Here is a 17123-nt window from a genome sequence, read left to right on the forward strand (position 1 = left end):
CACCGGCGGCGCCCCCCGCAGCGTGCACCAGCCCTCGCCCGCCGAACGCACCGGGCCCACCGGCGGCGCTCCCCACGGCGGTTACCCGCCATCACCCGCCGAACGTACCGGGCCCACGCCGGGGACGGCGCGGATGCCGCACCAGCCGCCGGTCGAACGCACCGGCCCCACCGGCGGGGCGGCGCGCGGGGTGCACCAGCCGCCGCCGGCCGAACGGACCGGCCCGCTGCCGGCCGTCGGGCACGGGGCGCACCCGGACCGTACCGGGCCCATGCCGGCGGTCGGGCAGGTGCCGTTGCCGCGTCAGACCGCGCAGATGCCGCATCACCACCAGCCGGGGCAGCCGCCCCGCGCCGCCACCGGTCGCGGGCCGCTGCCCGGTTTCCCGCCCCGGCGCCGGCGAGGGCTCCGCACGGGGTGCCTGACCGCGCTGCTGGTCCTGGTCGTCGTGCTGGTGGTACTGGTGGCCATGCTGACGTGGCTGTTCCGTTCACCGGCCGCCGGCGCGGACGGGCCCGTCCAGGACGGCAAGCTGCGCTTCGCGGTCACCAGCACGAAGTGCCCCAAACCGGCACGGGCGGCGGTGAAGCGCACGTGCCGCATCGGCGTCCGCGTGAACAACGTCGGCCACGAGGCTCGCGTTCTCTACCCCGGCCAGCAGAAGCTGATCGACGAGGAAGAGATGGCGCACGGCGGCATCCAGCTGCTCGACAAGGGCGGCAAGGAGATCACGCCGATCCGCATCGAGGCGGGCGAGTCGTTCACGGGCGCGCTGGTGTTCGAGCTGCCGAAGGACGCCGCACCGATCGGGCTGGAAGTTCACGACTCAGGCCTGAGCGCCGGCGCCCTCGTCAACCTGGACGAGAAGCCTTAGCACCCATCACCCCGGTCAACCCGAACGCAAAGCCCTGACACCCGCTACCCCGGTCAGGCCGGACGCGAAGCCCTGACACCCGCCGCCCCGGTCAACTCCGACGTAGAGCCCTCACACCCACCGCCCTCTCAGCCCGGACGCGAAGCCCCGACACCCGCCACCCGGCAAGGCCAGACGGCCGGACGCGTTCCGGCGGCGGGTGTGCGAGTGGCCTAGAAGCCCTGCTCCGGGGAGACCACGCCTTCGAGGGGCTCGCCGGCGGTGTAGTGGCGTACGTTCGCGGTGACCCGTTCGGCGAGGCGGCGCCAGTAGGCGGCGTGCGGGTTGGCGCTGTGCGGGGTGATGAGGGCGTTGTCCAGCTCCCACAGCGGGTGACCGTCGGGCAGCGGCTCCGGGTCGGTGACGTCGAGCGCCGCCCCGCCGATGCGGCCCGCGCGCAGCGCGTCCACCAGGTCGGCGGTGACGACGAGGCTGCCTCTGGCGATGTTCACCAGCCAGGCGTCCGCGCGCATGAGGCCGAACTCGCCCGCCCCGAACATGCCCTTGGTGTCCGGCGTGGCGGGCGCGGCGATGACGACGTAGTGGGCGTCGGGCAGCGCGTCGCGGTAGCGGGCGCGGGGCAGGACCCGGGCGGCGCCCGGGACCTCGCCCCGGTCGGTGACCGCGACGATGGTGCAGCCGAACGGCTCCAGCAGCCGGATCAGCCTGCGCCCGATGCCGCCGCAGCCGACGATCGTGACCGTGGCGCCGGCCAGCTCCACGGAGGTGTTGGCGCCCCACGTCGTGGCCCTGGCGTGCCGGTGCAGGTCGCGGGCGGCGGCCAGCATCAGGGCCAGTGCGTGCTCGGCGATCTGGGGGGCGTACGCGCCGGTGGCGGAGGTGAAGACGGGGTGACGGGTGATGACGCCGGCGTCCGCCCAGCGTTCGACGCCCGCGCTCGGCAACTGCACCCAGCCGATGCCCTCGTGCAGCATGGAGCGGAGCGTCTGCGCGTCGCCGCCGCCGAAGTAGACGATGGCCTCCGCCTCCTCCAGCGGCACGACGCGGCCGCCCCCTCGGCGTACGGCGTCGACGAGCGCGGGAACGGGCTCGGGGCCGACGTGGACGGCGACGGTCATGGGGTCTCCTCAGGTCTCACGTTGGTTCGCTGCTCAGTCTGCCGGATGTCCGGACGCCGCCGGCGCGCACCGCAGCGGATCACCTCGGGACACGAAGGAAGCGGGCGCCGTGCTCGACGGGGGCACACGGCATTCCCTAACGGTGGACGGTCTCCCCCGCCTCGGTGAACGAGGCCAGCGCACGGTCGAGCCCGGCCCGGTCGGGCAGCCCGTCGGTGTCGCTGACGCACTGCACGACGAGCGCCGCCACCGCCGCGGCCTCGCGCAGGCACCTCTCGTACGGCTCCTTGCGCAGCACCCCCGACAGGAAGCCGGCGGCGAACGCGTCGCCCGCGCCCACCGGGTCGACCAGCGTCACCGGGAACGCCTCCTGCCGCGCCTCGCCCAGGGTGGCGGACTTGTCGCGGTGTTTGACCACGACCAGCCCGCCGAGCCGGGCCGCATCCACGCCGAGCAGCTCCAGCTCGTCCTCCCCCGCCAGCACGATGTCGGCCCGGCCGAGCAGCGGCGCGACGCGTTCGCGCCACAGCTCGGGTGAGCCGAGCTTGAGGCGGATGTTCGGGTCGAACGAGACGAGCGCGCCCGCCTCGCGGGCCAGGTCGAACAGGCGCAGCGTGGCCTGGTGAGCCGAGGCGGACAACATGGGCGTGATGCCGGTGACATGAACGATCCGGGCGCCGCTCACCATCTCGGGCGTCAGCTCCTCGGGGGCCAGCCGGGAGGCGGCCGAACCGGCGCGGTAGTACTGCACGTCGATCGCGCGGGACGGGTGGCTGTCGCGCACCAGCAGACCGGTGGGCGCGCCGGGGTCGACGATGGCGTGCCGGGTGTCGATGCCGTCGGCGCGCAGCATGGCGAGCACGGAGCGGCCCGCGGGGTCGGCGCCGAGGCGGCCGATCCAGCGCACGTCGTGGCCCAGCCGGGCCAGGCCCGCGGCCACGTTGCTCTCCGCGCCGGCGATGGAGCGGCGGAACGCGGTCGCCCGCTCCAGCGGGACCCCCGGCTCGGCCAGCATCAGCAGCATCGCCTCACCGCACACGACGACGGTCACAGCTCTCACTCCTCGCTCGTACGGTCCCGCCGCGCCGTAACCGGGTCGCGGTCAGGCCGCCACCGTCGCGTCCGGATCAGCTCCGGCTGCGGCGGATAGTACTATTAAATGATTTTTGTTGCGACTTATCCGGTTGCGTCGGCGAGCCGGTCAGCGGTTGACCAGCGGCCCCGAGCCGGTGGAGCCGCGGACGACCAGCTCGGGCTGGAAGACCAGCTCGACGTGGCGGGCGGGTGCGCCGTTGACCTCTTCGAGCAGCGTCTGCACGGCGGCCGAGGCCATCGCGCCGATCGGCTTGCGCACGGTCGTCAGCGGCGGGTCGGTGAACGCGATCAGCGGCGAGTCGTCGAACCCCACGACCGACACCTCGCCCGGCACCGACAGCCCCTTCTCCCGGCAGGCGCGGATCGCGCCCAGGGCCATGAGGTCGCTGGCGCACACGATGCCGGTGCAGCCGCGGGTCAGCAACTGCGCGGCGGCCGCCTGCCCGCCCTCGACGGAGAACAGGGAGTGGGAGATCAGGTCATCGACGTCGGCCGCGCCGAGCAACTGGGCCATGGCCTGCTTGTACCCCTCGATCTTCCTGATGACCGGGACGAACCTGCGCGGCCCCAGCGCGAGGCCGATGCGCTCGTGGCCGAGGTCGACGAGGTGCTGCACGGCCAGCCTGGTGGCCAGGCGGTCGTCGGGCGAGATGAACGGCGCGTCGATCTGCTCGTTGTAGCCGTCGACCAGCACGATCGGCAGGCCGCGGTCGGTGAGGCGGGTGTAGCGGTCCATCCGGGCGCTGGTGTCGGCGTGCAGGCCGGAGACGAACACGATGCCGCACACGCCGCGGTCGACCAGCAGCTCGGTGAACTCGTCCTCGGGGGCGCCGCCGGGCAGCTGGGTGCAGAGCACGGGCGTGTAGCCGTGCTGCGTCAGCGCCTTCTCGATGGCCTGCGCGAAGGCGGGGAAGATCGGGTTGTCCAGCTCGGGCGTCACCAGGCCGACCAGCCCGTTGCTGCGCTGGCGCAGCCGGGGCGGGCGTTCGTAGCCCATGAGGTCGAGGGCGGCCATCACGGCTTGGCGGGTGGCGGCCGAGACGCCGGGCCTGCCGTTGAGCACCCTGCTGACGGTGGCCTCGCTCACCCCGGCCTGGGTGGCGATGTCGGCGAGGCGAGCGTTGCCGTTCATGCCCTCACTTTACTTTCCACCAGCCGGCCGAACCGGCTGCTCGCCGGGCCCCCGCTCCCGGCCCTCGAGGCCTCCCGGGCCGGCGGCGGTCACGGTTTCGACCATGAAAGACGTTGCGGCAATTTTCCGCAAACCCTTTCATGGGTGGATAAATCCCGATCTTTCCAGGAATGGGCGGCCCAATATCCAAGACCGAAATCGCCCCGAATCACTTTCTTTATGTCAAGGGTGGACATTCACCATTAAGCCGCGATGTACTACCTCTCCAATCAGCCCTGTCCCAGCTGACACGCGCGCAAGGTGTGGGCCCATGAGCTCGGTCGTACTCGACAAAGTGACCAAGGTGTATCCGGGCGGCTTCCTCGCCGTCGACCGGCTCAGCCTGCAGGCGAAAGACGGCGAGTTCCTGGTCCTCCTCGGGCCCTCCGGATGCGGCAAGTCCACGTTGCTGCGGATGATCGCGGGCCTGGAGCAGATCACCGACGGCGATCTGTGGCTGGACGGCGAGGTGGCCAACCACCTGGCGCCGCGCGACCGCGACGTCGCCATGGTGTTCCAGAACGGCGCCCTCTACCCGCACCGGACCGTACGCGGGAACATCTCCTTCCCGCTGGAGATCGCCAGGTCCGACCCGGCGCTGGTGCACGAGCGCGTCACCGAGTTGTCCAAGGCGCTGCACATCGAGGAGACGCTCGAACGCCGGCCCGGCACGCTCTCCGGCGGCCAGCGCCAGCGCGTGGCGATGGGCCGGGCGATCGTCCGCCAGCCCCGGCTGTTCCTCATGGACGAGCCGCTGTCGAACCTCGACGCCGGCATGCGCACCGAGCTGCGGATGGAGATCTCGGCCCTGGTCAGGTCGCTCGGCGTCACCACCATCTACGTCACGCACGACCAGGTGGAGGCGCTGACCCTGGCGGACCGGATCGCGATACTCAACCGCGGGGTGCTGCAGGACATCGGCACGCCGGCGCAGATCTACAACGACCCGGCGACGGCGTTCGTCGCGGCCTTCCTCAACTCCCAGCAGCTCAACCTGCTGGCCGCCGACGTCAGGACGCCGCAGAACCAGTACGTGATGCTGGACTTCGGGCCGCACCGGCTGACGATGCCGTGGAGCGACCCCCGGGCGTACGCGGTCTCGCAGCACACGGGCGGTCAGGTGCTGGTCGGCATGCGGCCGGACGGGCTGGCGCCGGTGCCGGAGTCGTACGACGGGCCGTCGTTCTACGGGCGGGTGCGGGCGCTGGAGTACCACGGGCACGACTGGCTGGCGTACGTGGAGTGCGGGATGCCGCCGGTGCCGGTGCCGGAGCCGCCGGACCCGCGCATGCGGGCGACCGGCGACGACCAGGGAGCGGGGGCGTTGCAGCGCCTGGCGCGGCGGGTGTTCGGCCGCCGGGAGGAGCCCCAGGAGCAGGAGCGGGTGGGACAGCACCCGAACAACGGCATCCACCGTCGCGCCGATCTGGTCGTCCGCCTGGGCGGCCGGCCCGTCTGGCGTGTGGGCGACGCCGCCAAGGTGGCGGTGGACCTCTCCCGCGTCATGCTCTTCAAGACCGACGGCACCCGCATCGACACCCCCCAACGCTGAGCCCGGGACGGCGCCACAGGCCGACGCCGAGGCCCCGCCTCAGCCCAACACGGCGCGCAACCAGGCCGCCGTCGTGGCGAGCGAGTCGGGCCGGTCGAACTCGGCCCCCTCGTGACCGGCGCCGCCGAGGAGCTCGAAGCGGCTGCTCACCCCGGCCCGGCTGAGCGCGTGGTGCAGGGCCTCGCCCTCCGAGGGCGGGATCACCCGGTCGCGGTCGCCGTGCGCGATGAGGAAGGGCGGCGCCTGCGGGGCGACGCGCGACAGCAGGCTCAACCCGCCCGCCGCGCCGGCCACGCCGGCCGGGCCCGCAACGCCGAGCAGGTCGGCCTCGAACGCGAACGGCAGCAGGCGGGCCTCCAGCGCGCTGCGCGAGGCGGACACCACCAGATCGGACTGGCCGAACCAGTGGACGGCGGCCTGCACGGCGCTGGACAGGCCCACGTTTCCGCCGACGTCGCCCTCCAGCTCGGCGTCGCCGGGGGTGAGGGCCAGCAGGGAGCCGAGGTAGGCCCCGGCCGACGCGCCCCACACGCCGATCCGCTCGGTCGCCAGCCCCAGGCGGGCCCCGTGGGCGCGCAGCCAGCGCACGGCTCCCTTGAGGTCGTGCAGCGGATCGGGGAAGACGGCGCCGGGCGCCAGCCGGTAGTTCACCGACGCCACCGTCACGCCGTACGCGGCCAGCGGCGCCAGCCGCTCGGCCCCGCCGTCGGCCTTGTCGCCGTGCCGCCAGCCGCCGCCGTGGGCGTACACCACCAGGGGCGCGTCCTGCTGCGGGGCGCGGTAGAGGTCGAGGGCGAGGTCGGCGCCGCCCACGGTGGCGTAGACGAGGTCGCGCTCGACCGTCACGGCGGTCATGACCGCCCGGCCGCGATGGCGGGCCAGACCACCGCGACGACCCGTTCGGGGATCTCCTTCTTCGGCTCGCCCGCGTAGAAGGCGGCGAAGTAGGCACCGAAGCACATCATCGCGATGACGCGGGTGTCGATGCCGTCGTGGACCGCGCCGCGCTCGCGCAGCCCCTGCAGCACCTCCTCCATCAGCGAGACGCGCGGCTCGACGGCGTGCTCGCGCAGGATCTCCATCAGCTCGGGGGTGCGGATCGCCTCGCCGGCGAAGTTGCCCATCAGCACCATGGCGTCGGGGTTGAAGTAGGCCGGGTCGAGCCGGCGGACCGCCTCGACGAGCGCCTCGCGCGGCTCCAGCTCGGACAGGTCGACGGTGTACATGTCGCGCTGCTTGCGGAAACCGTAGTCGAGGGCGTCGACCACCAGGTCGAACTTGTTCTTCCAGCGGCGGTAGAGCGTGGGACGGGTCACCCCGGCGTCGGCGACGATGTCGCCGATGGTCATCTTCGAGTAGCCGTCGCGGACCAGCCGCTCGCGGGTGGCCAGGATGATGGCCTCGTCGATGGCCGCGTCGCGGGGCCGGCCTCCTGGATGCGCCCGCTCGCCCTGCGGCTGTCGTCCCATGGATCCCCTCGCGGCGGTGCTCGATACGTTACAGTCTGTGACTGTAACACAAGCATCGGGGCGGTGCGTGATCGCTGCTCGGCTTAAGTTACATTCCATGGCTGTAAACGAAAGGCCGAGTCAGCCGGGCCGGGCGTCACGGTGCGCCCTCGCTCGCGAGGACAAGGAGGGAAACAGTCATGAGCGGTACGGACCGGCTCGCCGACCTGGTCGCGGCCGGGGTGTCCATCTGGCTCGACGACCTGTCACGGGAGCGGCTGGAGTCGGGCGGCCTCGCCGGGCTCGTCCGCGACCTGCACGTCTCCGGTGTCACCACGAACCCGACGATCTTCGCGGCCGCCATCGCGCACGGCGCGGCCTACGACGGCCGGCTGCGCGAGCTGGCCGCCGCCGGCGCCGACGCCTCCGCCGCGGTGCGCGAGCTGACCACGGCGGACGTGCGCGACGCCGCCGACCTGTTCCGTCCCCTCCACGAGCGGACGGGCGGCGTGGACGGCCGGGTGTCGATCGAGGTGGACCCCCGGCTGGCCAGGGACACCGCGGGGACGGTGGCCGAGGCCCGGCAGTTGTGGCGGACCGTGGCCAGGCCCAACGCGTTCGTCAAGATCCCGGCGACCGAGGAGGGCCTGCCGGCCGTCACCGCGGCGCTCGCGGAGGGCATCAGCGTCAACGTGACGCTGATCTTCTCTCCCGAGCGCTACCGGGCCGTCGTCGACGCCTTCCTCACCGGCCTGGAACGGGCGCGGGCCGGCGGGCACGACCTCGCCGGCATCGCGTCGGTGGCGTCGTTCTTCGTCTCCAGGGTCGACACCGAGGTGGACCGGCGCCTGGAGGCGATCGGCACCGAGGAGGCGAGGGCGCTGCGCGGCCAGGCGGCGATCGCCAACGCCCGCCTGGCGTACGCGGTGCACGAGGAGCTCTTCGCCGGGGACCGGTGGCGGGCGCTGGCCGGTGCGGGGGCCCGGCCGCAGCGCCCGCTGTGGGCGTCCACCAGCGTGAAGAACCCCGGCTACCGCGACACCCGCTACGTCGACGAGCTCGTCGCCCCCGGCGTCGTCAGCACGATGCCGGAGCGGACGCTGCGCGCCGTCGCCGACCACGGACGGATCAACGGCGACACGATCACCGGCCTGGGCCGGCCCGCGCAGGAGGTTTTCGATCGGCTCACGGCGGTGGGCGTCGACCTGGACGAGGTGTTCCGGGTGCTGGAGGACGAGGGCGTCGCGGCGTTCGAGCGGTCGTGGGTGACGCTGCTGGAGGCCGTGGCCGCACGCCTGGCGAAGGCGAGAGGCTGACGTGGAGCCGCGCCCATCGGTCCTGCACTGGTTCGACGTCATCTGCCCGTTCTGTTACGTGGCGCAACACCGGAACGCCATCCTCGAGGCCCGCGGCCTGGACGTGGTGCACCTGCCGTTCCAGATCCATCCCGAGATCCCGCCCGGCGGGATCGAGGCGGGGCCGCGCGTAGGACCGATGTACACGGCGCTCGAACGCGAGGCGGCCGCGGCCGGCCTGCCGTTGCACTGGCCGGCCCGGCTGCCCGACACGCGAAGGGCACTGGCCGCCGTGGAATGGGCACGGCTGAACGCGGCGCGGGCGTCGGCCGGCTTCCTCCGGGGCCTGTTCGAGGCGCACTTCGTGCTCGGTGAGGACCTGGGAGACCCGGCGGTGATCGAACGGCACGCCGCCGAGGCCCGCGTCGACCTCGCCGGTCTGCGTGCCGGGCTCGACTCCGGCGCCGCGTTCGCGGCGCTCACCGAGGCGGAGTCGCTGGGGGCGTGGCACGGCGTACAGGCCACGCCGAGCTGGCTCATCGCGGGCGAGCTGGTCTCGGGCCTGCTCCCGCCGGCGGAGTTCGAACGCCTGGCGGACGAAGCCCGGTAGGCGGCCCGCGCCCTTACAAGAGTTGCCCATCGGACGATCACCACTGGTCGCGGTCGGGAATGAGGCGGCCGCGGACGCGGTATGACCTGCCCTCGACGTCGGCAATCGGAGCGGCCCTGCGGAGGCGATCGTGCCGAGTCGGCAACTGCGCCGGATCGCGGTCCTCGTGGCCGGCGTCGTCCTCGCGACCGCCTGCTCGGACGGGTCGGCCCCGCCACAGGTGATCTCGTCCGCGCCGTCGCGGCCGCAGGTCAAGCCGGTGGGCGACCTGGTCCCGCCCGACGGCGGAGGGGATCTGCCCGACCCCACCGCCCGGGTGTGCCGGCAGATGCCCGGTCCGACCCGGCGACACGGAGCCCGACGGCGACCCGCCGCCGGAGATCGACGACCAGCCGCCGGCTCCGGCCGAGTCGTAGCACCCGTGCTCGCTCATGGCTGCCAAGGCATGCGAACGCGACGACGGCTCCCGCTCGGAACCGGGTCAGGATCTCACCCGGATGTGGAGCGTCCTCGCCCACGTCGTGACGCCGACGACCTTCGTCGCGGCCCTGATGATCTATTTCGGCTGGGTGTACACCCGCACCTACTACAACGCCGGTCCCTCCGGCGCACCGCTTCGTCGGCCGGGTCGTCCTCGCGACCCTGATCCTGTTCCTGCTGCTGTGGGCGGTCGCGATCTACGCCCGCTTCCGCGGCGCGGACGACGCGAGGCAGCTCCTGCTGGGTTCGTCGATGTTGTCCGGCGTGGTGGTCTACGCGCCGCAGCGTCTCCACCTGGAAGGCGCCGGCGTCACCGAGACCGCCTTCCCCGACCCGCACGCGAAGTTCCGCTTCCGCTACACCGGGCTGCGCCTGCTCCTCCATGCTCACGGCCGCTACTTCCTCCTGCCCGCCTGCTGGGCGACCAGCCCGGAGGCACGAGCGATCGCCCTCCCGGACGACACCTCACTCCGCCTCGAGTTCTCCCTCACGATCACGCCTCCCGTCTGCCCGGCGGAGCAGTAGTTACGTTACAGATGTAGTCTGTAACTCTTCTCGAAACAGGAGGGACATGATGGACGTCGGCCGAGCACCCGCCGTGAAGGTGGTGCCGCCCGGGGGCGGGGATTCGGTCTCCATCCCGGGGTTCGGCGCGGTCTTCAAGCTGCACAGCCGCGACAATCACGGCGTGGTGGCCGTCGTGGAGCATCCGTTCGCCGTGGGGACGATCACCATGCCGCACCGCCACACCCGCGAGGACGAGCACTCGCTCGTGCTCGAAGGCGAGATCGGCTTCCGGTCCGACGACGCCGAGGTCGTGCTGGGGCCCGGCGGCTACATCACCAAGCCGCGCGACCAGCTGCACGCCATGTGGAACGCCGGGACGACGCCCGGCCGCATCGTCGAGGTCATCACCCCGGGTGGCTTCGAGGACTACTTCCGCGAGCTCGCCGAGCTCTTCGCCTCCGTCCGGCCGCCGACCGGCGTGAGCGTGCGCGAGACGCCGGAGTTCGCCGAGCTCGCCGAGAGGTACGGCCTGACGTACGGCACGCCCGACTGGCTCGACGACGTCGTGGCCCGCTACGGCCTGACCCACCCGGTGACCGGCTGAGTCAGGGAGCGGGCGCCCAGCGGGGGCCGCCGGGGGTGTCCTCGATCGTGATGCCGCCGCGCACCAGGGCGGCGCGCAGCGCGTCGGCCACGTCGTAGCGGCCCTGCGCGCGCAGCTCGCCGCGGAGCGCCAGCAGCGCCTCCACCAGGCACGGCAGGCTCCGGGCGCGGCGGGTCTCGGCCGCGGCCTGCTCGCCGAGGCGGGCGATCAGCAGCCGCAGCACCTCGCGGGCCTGCTCGACCCCGCCGGAGTCCTCCTCGGTGTCGGCGGCCCACTTGACCATCTCGGTCTCCAGGTCGAGCACCGTCTGCGCGGCGGCGACCGGGTCCGGCCGGCCCGCCGCCGCCCGGAACGCCTCCTCGCAGGCGCGGATCGACTCCTCCAGGGTGGCCTCGGCGTGAGTCTCCCGTTCCTCGCGCGGGGGCGGGGGCGGCGCGGGCGCGTCGGCCGCCCCCTCCGCCAGGCGGCGCAGCCCGGCGAGGTCGGTGCCGGTGCCGGCCGGCAGGAACGCCTGCGAGCCGGGCAGGCGTACGGTCAGCCCGCCGCGACCGGCCACCCGTACCGACTCGCTGTCCAGGTCGATGACCAGGGCGGTGTGCTCGTCGAGGCCGAGCACGGCCGTGCCGGGCGGCAGCTCGCGCTCCATCCGGGACAGGCGGCGCTCGCCGAGGTAGCAGAAGCGGGTGTCGTGGGTGCCGCCCTCGGTGTTGTCGAAGTGGGGGATCAGCACGGCCCGCAGCCCTAGCGACTCCAGCAGGCCGAGCCCTTCGCGCCAGTGGGGCTCGGCGCCCACCTTGTAGATCTCGTAGACGGGCACCGTGGCCAGGCCGGCCGTGCAGGCCGCCGCCGAGGCCAGCACGGTCACGCCCTCCCGTGCCCTGATCCGGGCGCGCAGGTCGCCCGCCACGCCGGAGCCGGCCCAGCGCTCCAGCGCGTACGTGGGGCTGCCGGGGCCGGAGAAGACCCAGTCGGCCCCGGTGATGCCCGTCGCGACCTCGACGTCGAGGCCGACGCTGTGCGCGAAGTAGCGGCGGGCGCGGGCCGAGATGTCGGCGTGGTTCTCCTGGAAGGCGTAGGGGGTGTCGAGCAGCACGGCCCGTGCCCCCGGACGCAGCGTCCGCGCGGCGGCGCGGTGGATCTCGACCATCGTCGGGCTCGTCTCCCCCGACCCCATCAGCACCAGCGAACCGGCCATGGCCGCCCCCTCTCTCCCACGCCATCGACTACACCCCGGACGGGCCCCGGCGTTCAAGAGCGGGACACATATGCTTGGTGGACGCACCTGCACATGATTGGCAGTAAGTTGTCGGGGGTGACGGGAGGACACGTGGTCTCGGTCGAGACGCTCATGCTCAGGGTCGATGCCGCGGGTCGCTGGTCGTACCGGCGGGCCCGCGCCACGCCGCCGCCCGGGGAGAGTCCCGACGAGACGGCCCGCGCGCTGGCCGGCGTCGCGGCGGGAGACGCCGCCACGGTCGTCCACTCCACGAGCTGGCGGCACGAGCCGGGCGGCACGATCGTGCTGACCTACGCGGTCTGTCCCGATCCGGCGCCGTGGCTGCCCGCGACGGAGGTGCCGGTGCTGGAGATCGCCCGCGGCGAGGCGCCCGCGACGCCGTCGCCCGAGCTGATCTCAGTCGCCAACGTTGTCGCGCACGCGGTCAGGCACCTGGCCTTCCTCATGGCCGAGGACCCGGTCGTCGCCCAGGTGCTCGGGCGGCACCCTGGCCTCGCCCGCGCTCTGGAGCCGGCTCTGGCGTGAGACGCGGCGGCCGAGGGCCTGCATCGGCTTCTCGACGTAGCGGTAGGCCAGCGCGCTGAGCGCCAGGACCGCGACCAGCGCCACCGCCGTCACGGCGAGCTGGTACGGCAGCTCCCGCGCCCGCAGGTCGCCGGTGATCTCCACGACGTACTTGAGCACCGGGTGGTGCACCAGGTAGAGCGAGTAGCTGATCAGGCCGAGCCACACGGCCACCTTGGGCAGCCGCCGCCCGCGCAGCGCCATCGCGCCCGCGAACGTGGCCCCGGCCAGCGCGATCGTGGTCACCCAGACGCCGGCCTGGACCCACCACCAGCCGCTCATGACGGCCCACACCGGCGTGATGCCGACCAGCGCCGCGGTGACCGCCACCGGCCACAGCCCGGCCTCGCCGCGCTCCCACCGGTAGATCGCCGTGCCGGCGAACATCACCGCGAGCACCGCCACCCCGAGCCACGGCACGCGGCTGCTCAGCACCAGCAGCGTGACGGCCATGACGCCGAGCACGGTGGCGGCGGCCGTACGGAACCTGTCCCACACGACGCAGGTCAGGCCCACCACGAAGACGGCGCACGACGCGTACGCGAGCCAGCCGCCGCCCAGCACGGCCCCCGGGGTGAGCAGCCCGACCAGCACCGCCCCGGCCGCGAACACGATCGCCAGCGTGCCGCTGCGCCGATGTCCCCTCGTCAGGAACAGCGCGGTCACGACGAGGTAGAAGACCATCTCGTACGACAGCGTCCACATGGTGTCGGCGACGCCGCCGACGCTGACGACGTCGAGCAGCATGGTCGCGTGCGCGGCCACCGCGCTGCCGTCGCGCGGCACGGCCTCGCGCACCGGCACCCACCAGGCCAGGGCCAGCACCACGGCGATGACGGCGAGGTAGAGGGGGTAGAGGCGGAAGAAGCGGCTGATCCAGAACGCCCGCACGTCGCCGTGGCGTTCCAGCGAGGCCGGGATGATGTAGCCGCTGACCAGGAAGAAGACGAGGATGCCGTAGACGCCCGGGTTGAACCAGTAGAACCGCAGGCTGGGCAGGAACCAGGGCAGGATGTGCTCGACCACGACCGCCAGCGCCCCGATGCCGCGCAGCGCGTCCAGCCAGGCGAGCCTGGGAGCGGACACGGCGGATGGCGGGGCGGCGAGGGACACCCGCCCCAACCTACCCCGTTTTCGTCGGGACAGATGCCGCGGTTCGGGCACCGCAGCTCAGGAAACGCCGACGGCTACGGGATCGTCACCAGCCGACCTTGCCCTTGCCGGAGATCAGGGCGCGGGCGATGACCATGCGCTGGACGTCGTTGGTGCCCTCGCCGATCGCCATCAGCGGCGCGTCGCGGTAGAGCCGCTCGACCACGAACTCCTGCGAGTAGCCGTAGCCGCCGTGGACGCGCATCGACTCCAGCGACGCCTTCAGCGCGACCTCCGAGGCGAAGTACTTCGCCATGCCGGCCTCCATGTCCACCCGCCTGCCGCCGTCGGCCTGGGAGGCGGCCCAGTACGTGAGCAGCCGCGCGGCCTGGATCTCGGTGGCCATGTCGGCGAGCTTGAGCTGGATGGCCTGGAAGTCGGAGATCGGCCGGCCGAACGCCGTGCGTTCACGCGAGTACGCCAGCGCGGCGTCGTAGGCGGCCTGCGCGACGCCGACGGCGCGGGCGGCGATGTTGATCCGGCCCATCTCCAGCCCGCCGAGCACCTGCTGCATGCCGCGCCCCTCGACGCCGCCGAGCAGCGCCGACACCGGCACGCGCACCTCGTCGAGCACGACCTCGCACGTCTCGGTGCCCTTGTAGCCGAGCTTGGGCAGGTCGCGGCTGATGCCGAAGCCGGGCGAGGCGGGATCGACCAGCAGCACCGACATGCCGCGGTGCGCCGGCTGCTCGACGGAGGTCTTGACCAGCACGGGCAGCGGGTCGGCGTGGCGGGCGTTGGTGATCCAGGTCTTGGTGCCGGTGACGACGTAGTGGTCGCCGTCGCGTACGGCACGGGTCTGGATGCCCTGCAGGTCGGTGCCCGCCCAGGGCTCGGTCAGCGCGATGGCCGTACGGCGGGCGCCGGTGGCCAGGTCGGGCAGGTGGCGGCGTTTCTGCTCGTCGGTGCCGTGGCGGGCGATCATCCAGCAGGCCAGGGAGTGGGAGCCGATCGTGCCGGCCACGCCCATCCAGCCTCGCGCGATCTCCTCGAAGACCAGCGCGAACGTCACCATGTCGGCTTCCAGCCCGCCGTACTCCTCGGGCACGGACAGGCCGAACAGCCCCATCTGCTTCATCTTCTCGACGATCTCGGCGGGATAGCGGCCGGAGTGCTCCCACTCGGTCGCCACCGGCACGATCTCCTTGTCCACGAACGTGCGCAGCGTCTCGCGGAACGCCTTCTGCTCGTCGGTCAGCTCGAAGTCCATCAGCCTCGAATCCTCACAGCGGGCCCGTCTTGGCCTGCGGGAAATAGCCCTTGTCGTGGGGCGCGTCGCGTTTGTAGACCATGACGGTCCGCGTCCACGACATGATCTCGTCGCCGTCCTGGTTGAGCCCGCGCGTGTGGAAGCCGACGATGCCGGCGTACGGGCGTGACTTCGACTCCCGCTTGGCGGTCACCTTCGACTCGGCGTAGACGGTGTCGCCGATGAACACGGGGTGGGTGAGCTTGATCTCCTCCCACCCCAGGTTCATGATCGCCGTCTGGCTGACGTCGATGACCGACAGGCCGAGCACGATGGCCACGGTGAGCCCGGAGTTCACGATGATCTTGCCGGTGGGCGCCTTGGCGGCGAAGTGGGCGTTGAAGTGGTTCTGGTTCGTGTTCATCGTCAGGAGCGTGAACCAGGTGTTGTCCGCCTCACTGATCGTGCGGCCCAGCGGATGCTGGTAGACGTCGCCGACCACGAAGTCCTCGTAGTAACGCCCCAGACCTGGTTCGTGGACGGTCACCGGCTGCTCCTGTTCACACGATCAGATTTCCCACGTTAGTAATCAGCTGTTTTCCGGGTCAATCGGCTGTGTGAGGAAAACGATCAGGCGCGGGCGGCCAGTTTCGAGACGACGTCCACGATGCGGGCGGCGCGTTCCACCTCGGCACGGTGGAACACCGGCCCCTCCGCGCGCGCGACCACCACGTGCAGCCCGGCCGTCAGCACGGGCAGCAGCATCAGCCGGTGTTCCTTGCCCTCCATGCTGATGGCCCGCGGCGGCGCCTCGGGCGGCTCGAACTCCGGCGGCGCCGCCAGCGAGGCATGCCGTACGGCGCCGTCGGCCACCGCCACCGACCACTCCGCCCCGCACAACCCCGGCAGCGCGTCCACCAGTGTGGCGAATCCGCGCGACGGCTCGGCGACCACGTGCATGAGCAGGTCGTAGTCGGGCGCCGAGCCGGGCACGTCCCTCGTCGGCCACACTCCCTCGATCCGCACGCCGGGCATGGACGACAACCGTTCGCGCACCTGCGCCGGGGTCACCGGCCCCGGCCAGGAGACGGTGAAGTCGTCCACGGCCCGCCCCGCCTCGCGTTCGAGGACGGTGACCTGGAGGATGTCGGCTCCCAGAGCACCCAACGACTTGGCGACCTGGCCGAGTCCTCCAGGCCGGTCCGGCAGCGACACCCTCAGTCGCAGCAGCATTGCGCCCCCTTTCCAGAGGCTCTCACAGTGCCGCGGAAAGATTTCAAGCACGTTCCACGGACATGTCGCACATGCTGCGCTTATATCCAAATATGCAGTGTTAAGTCGGGTTTGTCGATAAAGGGAGGTTGGAGTTTCCGCAGGTCATCCGTCACTCATCGGCGGGGCGTTCCTGCAGGACCCAGCCGTTGCCGTCGAGGTCGTTGAAGAACACGAACGAGTTCCACCGGCCGCCCCTGCCCTCGGCCAGGGCGCCGTCCTCGGTGTAGTTCTTGACGGCGCTGACCTCGACGCCGCGCCCGGCCAGCTCGGCCCGCGCGGCGTCGACGTCGGGCACCACGATCTGCAGCCCCTGCACGGCGCCGGGCTCGGTGCCGGTGGGGGCGCCGATGACGATCGAGCAGGCCGACCCCGGCGGGGTGAGCTGCACGATGCGTACGCCGCCACCCGTGCGGGTGTCGTGGTCCACGACGAACCCGAGCTGCTCGCTGTAGAAACGCTTCGCCTCATCCACATCGGCCACCGGAATCGGAACGACTTCGAGCTTCCAGTCCACCAGTGCTCCTTCCACGCGCGGTGAATCGTGCCTGTCACGAACGCGTCGAACGGGGTGTCGCGGATTCGACAGTTCAGCCGGCGGCCTCCCAGACGGCCTCGAACGCCTCGGCGGTGACCTCGGTCAGCTCCCAGATCTCCAGCGGCTGGTCGGTGAGGAAGCCGTGCTCGTCGTACAGGTGGCGCCACGAGTAGCGGTGGGCGACCCGGCCGTCCGGGCCCGCGCCGATCTCGACCTGCCGGACGGCCCAGTGCTCGCCGTCGCCCTCGACGCTCTCGAACAACCAGGCCCGGCCGTTGCCGCCGCCGAGATGCCAGTAGCGGCGCGGCGCGTCGGACTCGGCGAGCTGCCGCACCAGCGGCCTGCGAAGGTCTTCTTCCAGCACGCCGTTCACTCTAAAGGCTCAGTGCTGGAAGCCCAGTGCCGGAACCTCAGTGC

Annotated in this window: 18 protein-coding genes; 6 read left to right on the forward strand and 12 right to left on the reverse strand. The window is 72.2% G+C overall.

Translation table 11 applies throughout. The features are described 5' to 3' along the window. Positions 1-874, forward strand: an 874-nt coding sequence (locus tag C1J01_RS04985; RefSeq protein ID WP_146615473.1) for a DUF4352 domain-containing protein, incomplete at its 5' end; no start/stop codon positions are given. A 212-nt stretch (positions 875-1086) separates the two neighbouring features. Here the strand turns inward: C1J01_RS04985 and C1J01_RS04990 are convergent. The 3 genes from C1J01_RS04990 to C1J01_RS05000 form a co-directional block, all read right to left on the reverse strand. Further along, positions 1087-1992: a D-isomer specific 2-hydroxyacid dehydrogenase family protein gene (locus C1J01_RS04990; RefSeq protein WP_111176499.1), complete on the reverse strand. Its 906-nt coding sequence runs from the start codon at positions 1990-1992 to the stop codon at positions 1087-1089. A 136-nt stretch (positions 1993-2128) separates the two neighbouring features. Then, the gene (locus tag C1J01_RS04995; RefSeq protein ID WP_111176501.1) at positions 2129-3043 is read right to left on the reverse strand and encodes a sugar kinase; all 915 of its coding nucleotides are present in this window, start codon (positions 3041-3043) and stop codon (positions 2129-2131) included. A 150-nt stretch (positions 3044-3193) separates the two neighbouring features. Then, positions 3194-4219 (reverse strand): LacI family DNA-binding transcriptional regulator, encoded by a 1026-nt coding sequence (locus C1J01_RS05000; protein WP_111176503.1) that lies wholly within the window; start codon positions 4217-4219, stop codon positions 3194-3196. Between the two features lie 310 nt (positions 4220-4529). Between C1J01_RS05000 and C1J01_RS05005 the strand changes: the two genes are divergently transcribed. Next, positions 4530-5810: an ABC transporter ATP-binding protein gene (locus C1J01_RS05005; protein WP_111176505.1), complete on the forward strand. Its 1281-nt coding sequence runs from the start codon at positions 4530-4532 to the stop codon at positions 5808-5810. 39 nt (positions 5811-5849) lie between these two features. Here the strand turns inward: C1J01_RS05005 and C1J01_RS05010 are convergent, their stop codons facing one another. Continuing rightward, positions 5850-6665, reverse strand: a complete 816-nt coding sequence (locus C1J01_RS05010) for an alpha/beta hydrolase (RefSeq protein WP_111176507.1) — start codon at positions 6663-6665, stop codon at positions 5850-5852. Then, positions 6662-7279 (reverse strand): TetR/AcrR family transcriptional regulator, encoded by a 618-nt coding sequence (locus C1J01_RS05015; protein WP_111176509.1) that lies wholly within the window; start codon positions 7277-7279, stop codon positions 6662-6664. Before C1J01_RS05015 ends, C1J01_RS05010 begins: the two co-directional genes overlap by 4 nt. 179 nt (positions 7280-7458) lie before the next feature. Here C1J01_RS05015 and tal point away from each other — a divergent pair, with 179 nt between their 5' ends. The 4 genes from tal to C1J01_RS05035 all read left to right on the forward strand — a co-directional run bounded on the left by tal (position 7459) and on the right by C1J01_RS05035 (position 10754). Next, the gene (gene tal / locus C1J01_RS05020) at positions 7459-8574 is read left to right on the forward strand and encodes a transaldolase (protein ID WP_111176511.1); all 1116 of its coding nucleotides are present in this window, start codon (positions 7459-7461) and stop codon (positions 8572-8574) included. 1 nt (position 8575) lies between these two features. Further along, complete coding sequence (locus tag C1J01_RS05025; protein ID WP_111176513.1) at positions 8576-9163, forward strand: DsbA family oxidoreductase; 588 nt, start codon at positions 8576-8578, stop codon at positions 9161-9163. 732 nt (positions 9164-9895) lie between these two features. Beyond that, the gene (locus tag C1J01_RS05030; RefSeq protein WP_111176515.1) at positions 9896-10168 is read left to right on the forward strand and encodes a hypothetical protein; all 273 of its coding nucleotides are present in this window, start codon (positions 9896-9898) and stop codon (positions 10166-10168) included. Between the two features lie 46 nt (positions 10169-10214). Then, the gene (locus C1J01_RS05035) at positions 10215-10754 is read left to right on the forward strand and encodes a cupin domain-containing protein (protein WP_220039737.1); all 540 of its coding nucleotides are present in this window, start codon (positions 10215-10217) and stop codon (positions 10752-10754) included. A 1-nt stretch (position 10755) separates the two neighbouring features. Here C1J01_RS05035 and C1J01_RS49580 read toward each other — a convergent pair whose 3' ends face one another. The 7 genes from C1J01_RS49580 to C1J01_RS05070 all read right to left on the reverse strand — a co-directional run bounded on the left by C1J01_RS49580 (position 10756) and on the right by C1J01_RS05070 (position 17070). Next, entirely contained in the window at positions 10756-11949 is a 1194-nt protein-coding gene (locus tag C1J01_RS49580; protein WP_181448578.1) for a cysteine--tRNA ligase, read from the reverse strand. A 438-nt stretch (positions 11950-12387) separates the two neighbouring features. After that, positions 12388-13668, reverse strand: coding sequence for an acyltransferase family protein (locus C1J01_RS05045; protein WP_235854260.1), 1281 nt, complete (start codon positions 13666-13668; stop codon positions 12388-12390). Positions 13669-13753: 85 nt separating this feature from the next. Further along, positions 13754-14917 carry an acyl-CoA dehydrogenase family protein gene (locus C1J01_RS05050; RefSeq protein WP_111176517.1) on the reverse strand — a complete coding sequence of 388 codons (1164 nt, stop codon included), beginning with the start codon at positions 14915-14917 and terminating at the stop codon, positions 13754-13756. 13 nt (positions 14918-14930) lie between these two features. Further along, positions 14931-15443, reverse strand: a complete 513-nt coding sequence (locus C1J01_RS05055) for a MaoC family dehydratase (RefSeq protein ID WP_111176519.1) — start codon at positions 15441-15443, stop codon at positions 14931-14933. An 83-nt stretch (positions 15444-15526) separates the two neighbouring features. Continuing rightward, positions 15527-16129: an ACT domain-containing protein gene (locus C1J01_RS05060; protein ID WP_111176521.1), complete on the reverse strand. Its 603-nt coding sequence runs from the start codon at positions 16127-16129 to the stop codon at positions 15527-15529. A gap of 151 nt (positions 16130-16280) precedes the next feature. After that, positions 16281-16685 (reverse strand): VOC family protein, encoded by a 405-nt coding sequence (locus C1J01_RS05065; protein ID WP_111176523.1) that lies wholly within the window; start codon positions 16683-16685, stop codon positions 16281-16283. Positions 16686-16758: 73 nt separating this feature from the next. Continuing rightward, the gene (locus tag C1J01_RS05070; protein WP_146615474.1) at positions 16759-17070 is read right to left on the reverse strand and encodes a hypothetical protein; all 312 of its coding nucleotides are present in this window, start codon (positions 17068-17070) and stop codon (positions 16759-16761) included. Between the last annotated feature and the right edge of the window lie 53 nt (positions 17071-17123).

The organism is Nonomuraea aridisoli (genome assembly GCF_003236395.1).
In the GTDB taxonomy this organism is placed as follows: Bacteria; Actinomycetota; Actinomycetes; order Streptosporangiales; family Streptosporangiaceae; genus Nonomuraea; species Nonomuraea aridisoli.

Coding starts and splice junctions, on each gene's coding strand:
- C1J01_RS04990 (WP_111176499.1), bottom strand. CDS start 1,992: ATGACCGTCGCCGTCCACGTCGGCCCCGAGCCCGTTCCCGCGCTCGTC.
- C1J01_RS05000 (WP_111176503.1), bottom strand. CDS start 4,219: ATGAACGGCAACGCTCGCCTCGCCGACATCGCCACCCAGGCCGGGGTG.
- C1J01_RS05005 (WP_111176505.1), top strand. CDS start 4,530: ATGAGCTCGGTCGTACTCGACAAAGTGACCAAGGTGTATCCGGGCGGC.
- C1J01_RS05010 (WP_111176507.1), bottom strand. CDS start 6,665: ATGACCGCCGTGACGGTCGAGCGCGACCTCGTCTACGCCACCGTGGGC.
- C1J01_RS05015 (WP_111176509.1), bottom strand. CDS start 7,279: ATGGGACGACAGCCGCAGGGCGAGCGGGCGCATCCAGGAGGCCGGCCC.
- tal (WP_111176511.1), top strand. CDS start 7,459: ATGAGCGGTACGGACCGGCTCGCCGACCTGGTCGCGGCCGGGGTGTCC.
- C1J01_RS05030 (WP_111176515.1), top strand. CDS start 9,896: ATGTTGTCCGGCGTGGTGGTCTACGCGCCGCAGCGTCTCCACCTGGAA.
- C1J01_RS05035 (WP_220039737.1), top strand. CDS start 10,215: ATGATGGACGTCGGCCGAGCACCCGCCGTGAAGGTGGTGCCGCCCGGG.
- C1J01_RS49580 (WP_181448578.1), bottom strand. CDS start 11,949: ATGGCCGGTTCGCTGGTGCTGATGGGGTCGGGGGAGACGAGCCCGACG.
- C1J01_RS05050 (WP_111176517.1), bottom strand. CDS start 14,917: ATGGACTTCGAGCTGACCGACGAGCAGAAGGCGTTCCGCGAGACGCTG.
- C1J01_RS05060 (WP_111176521.1), bottom strand. CDS start 16,129: ATGCTGCTGCGACTGAGGGTGTCGCTGCCGGACCGGCCTGGAGGACTC.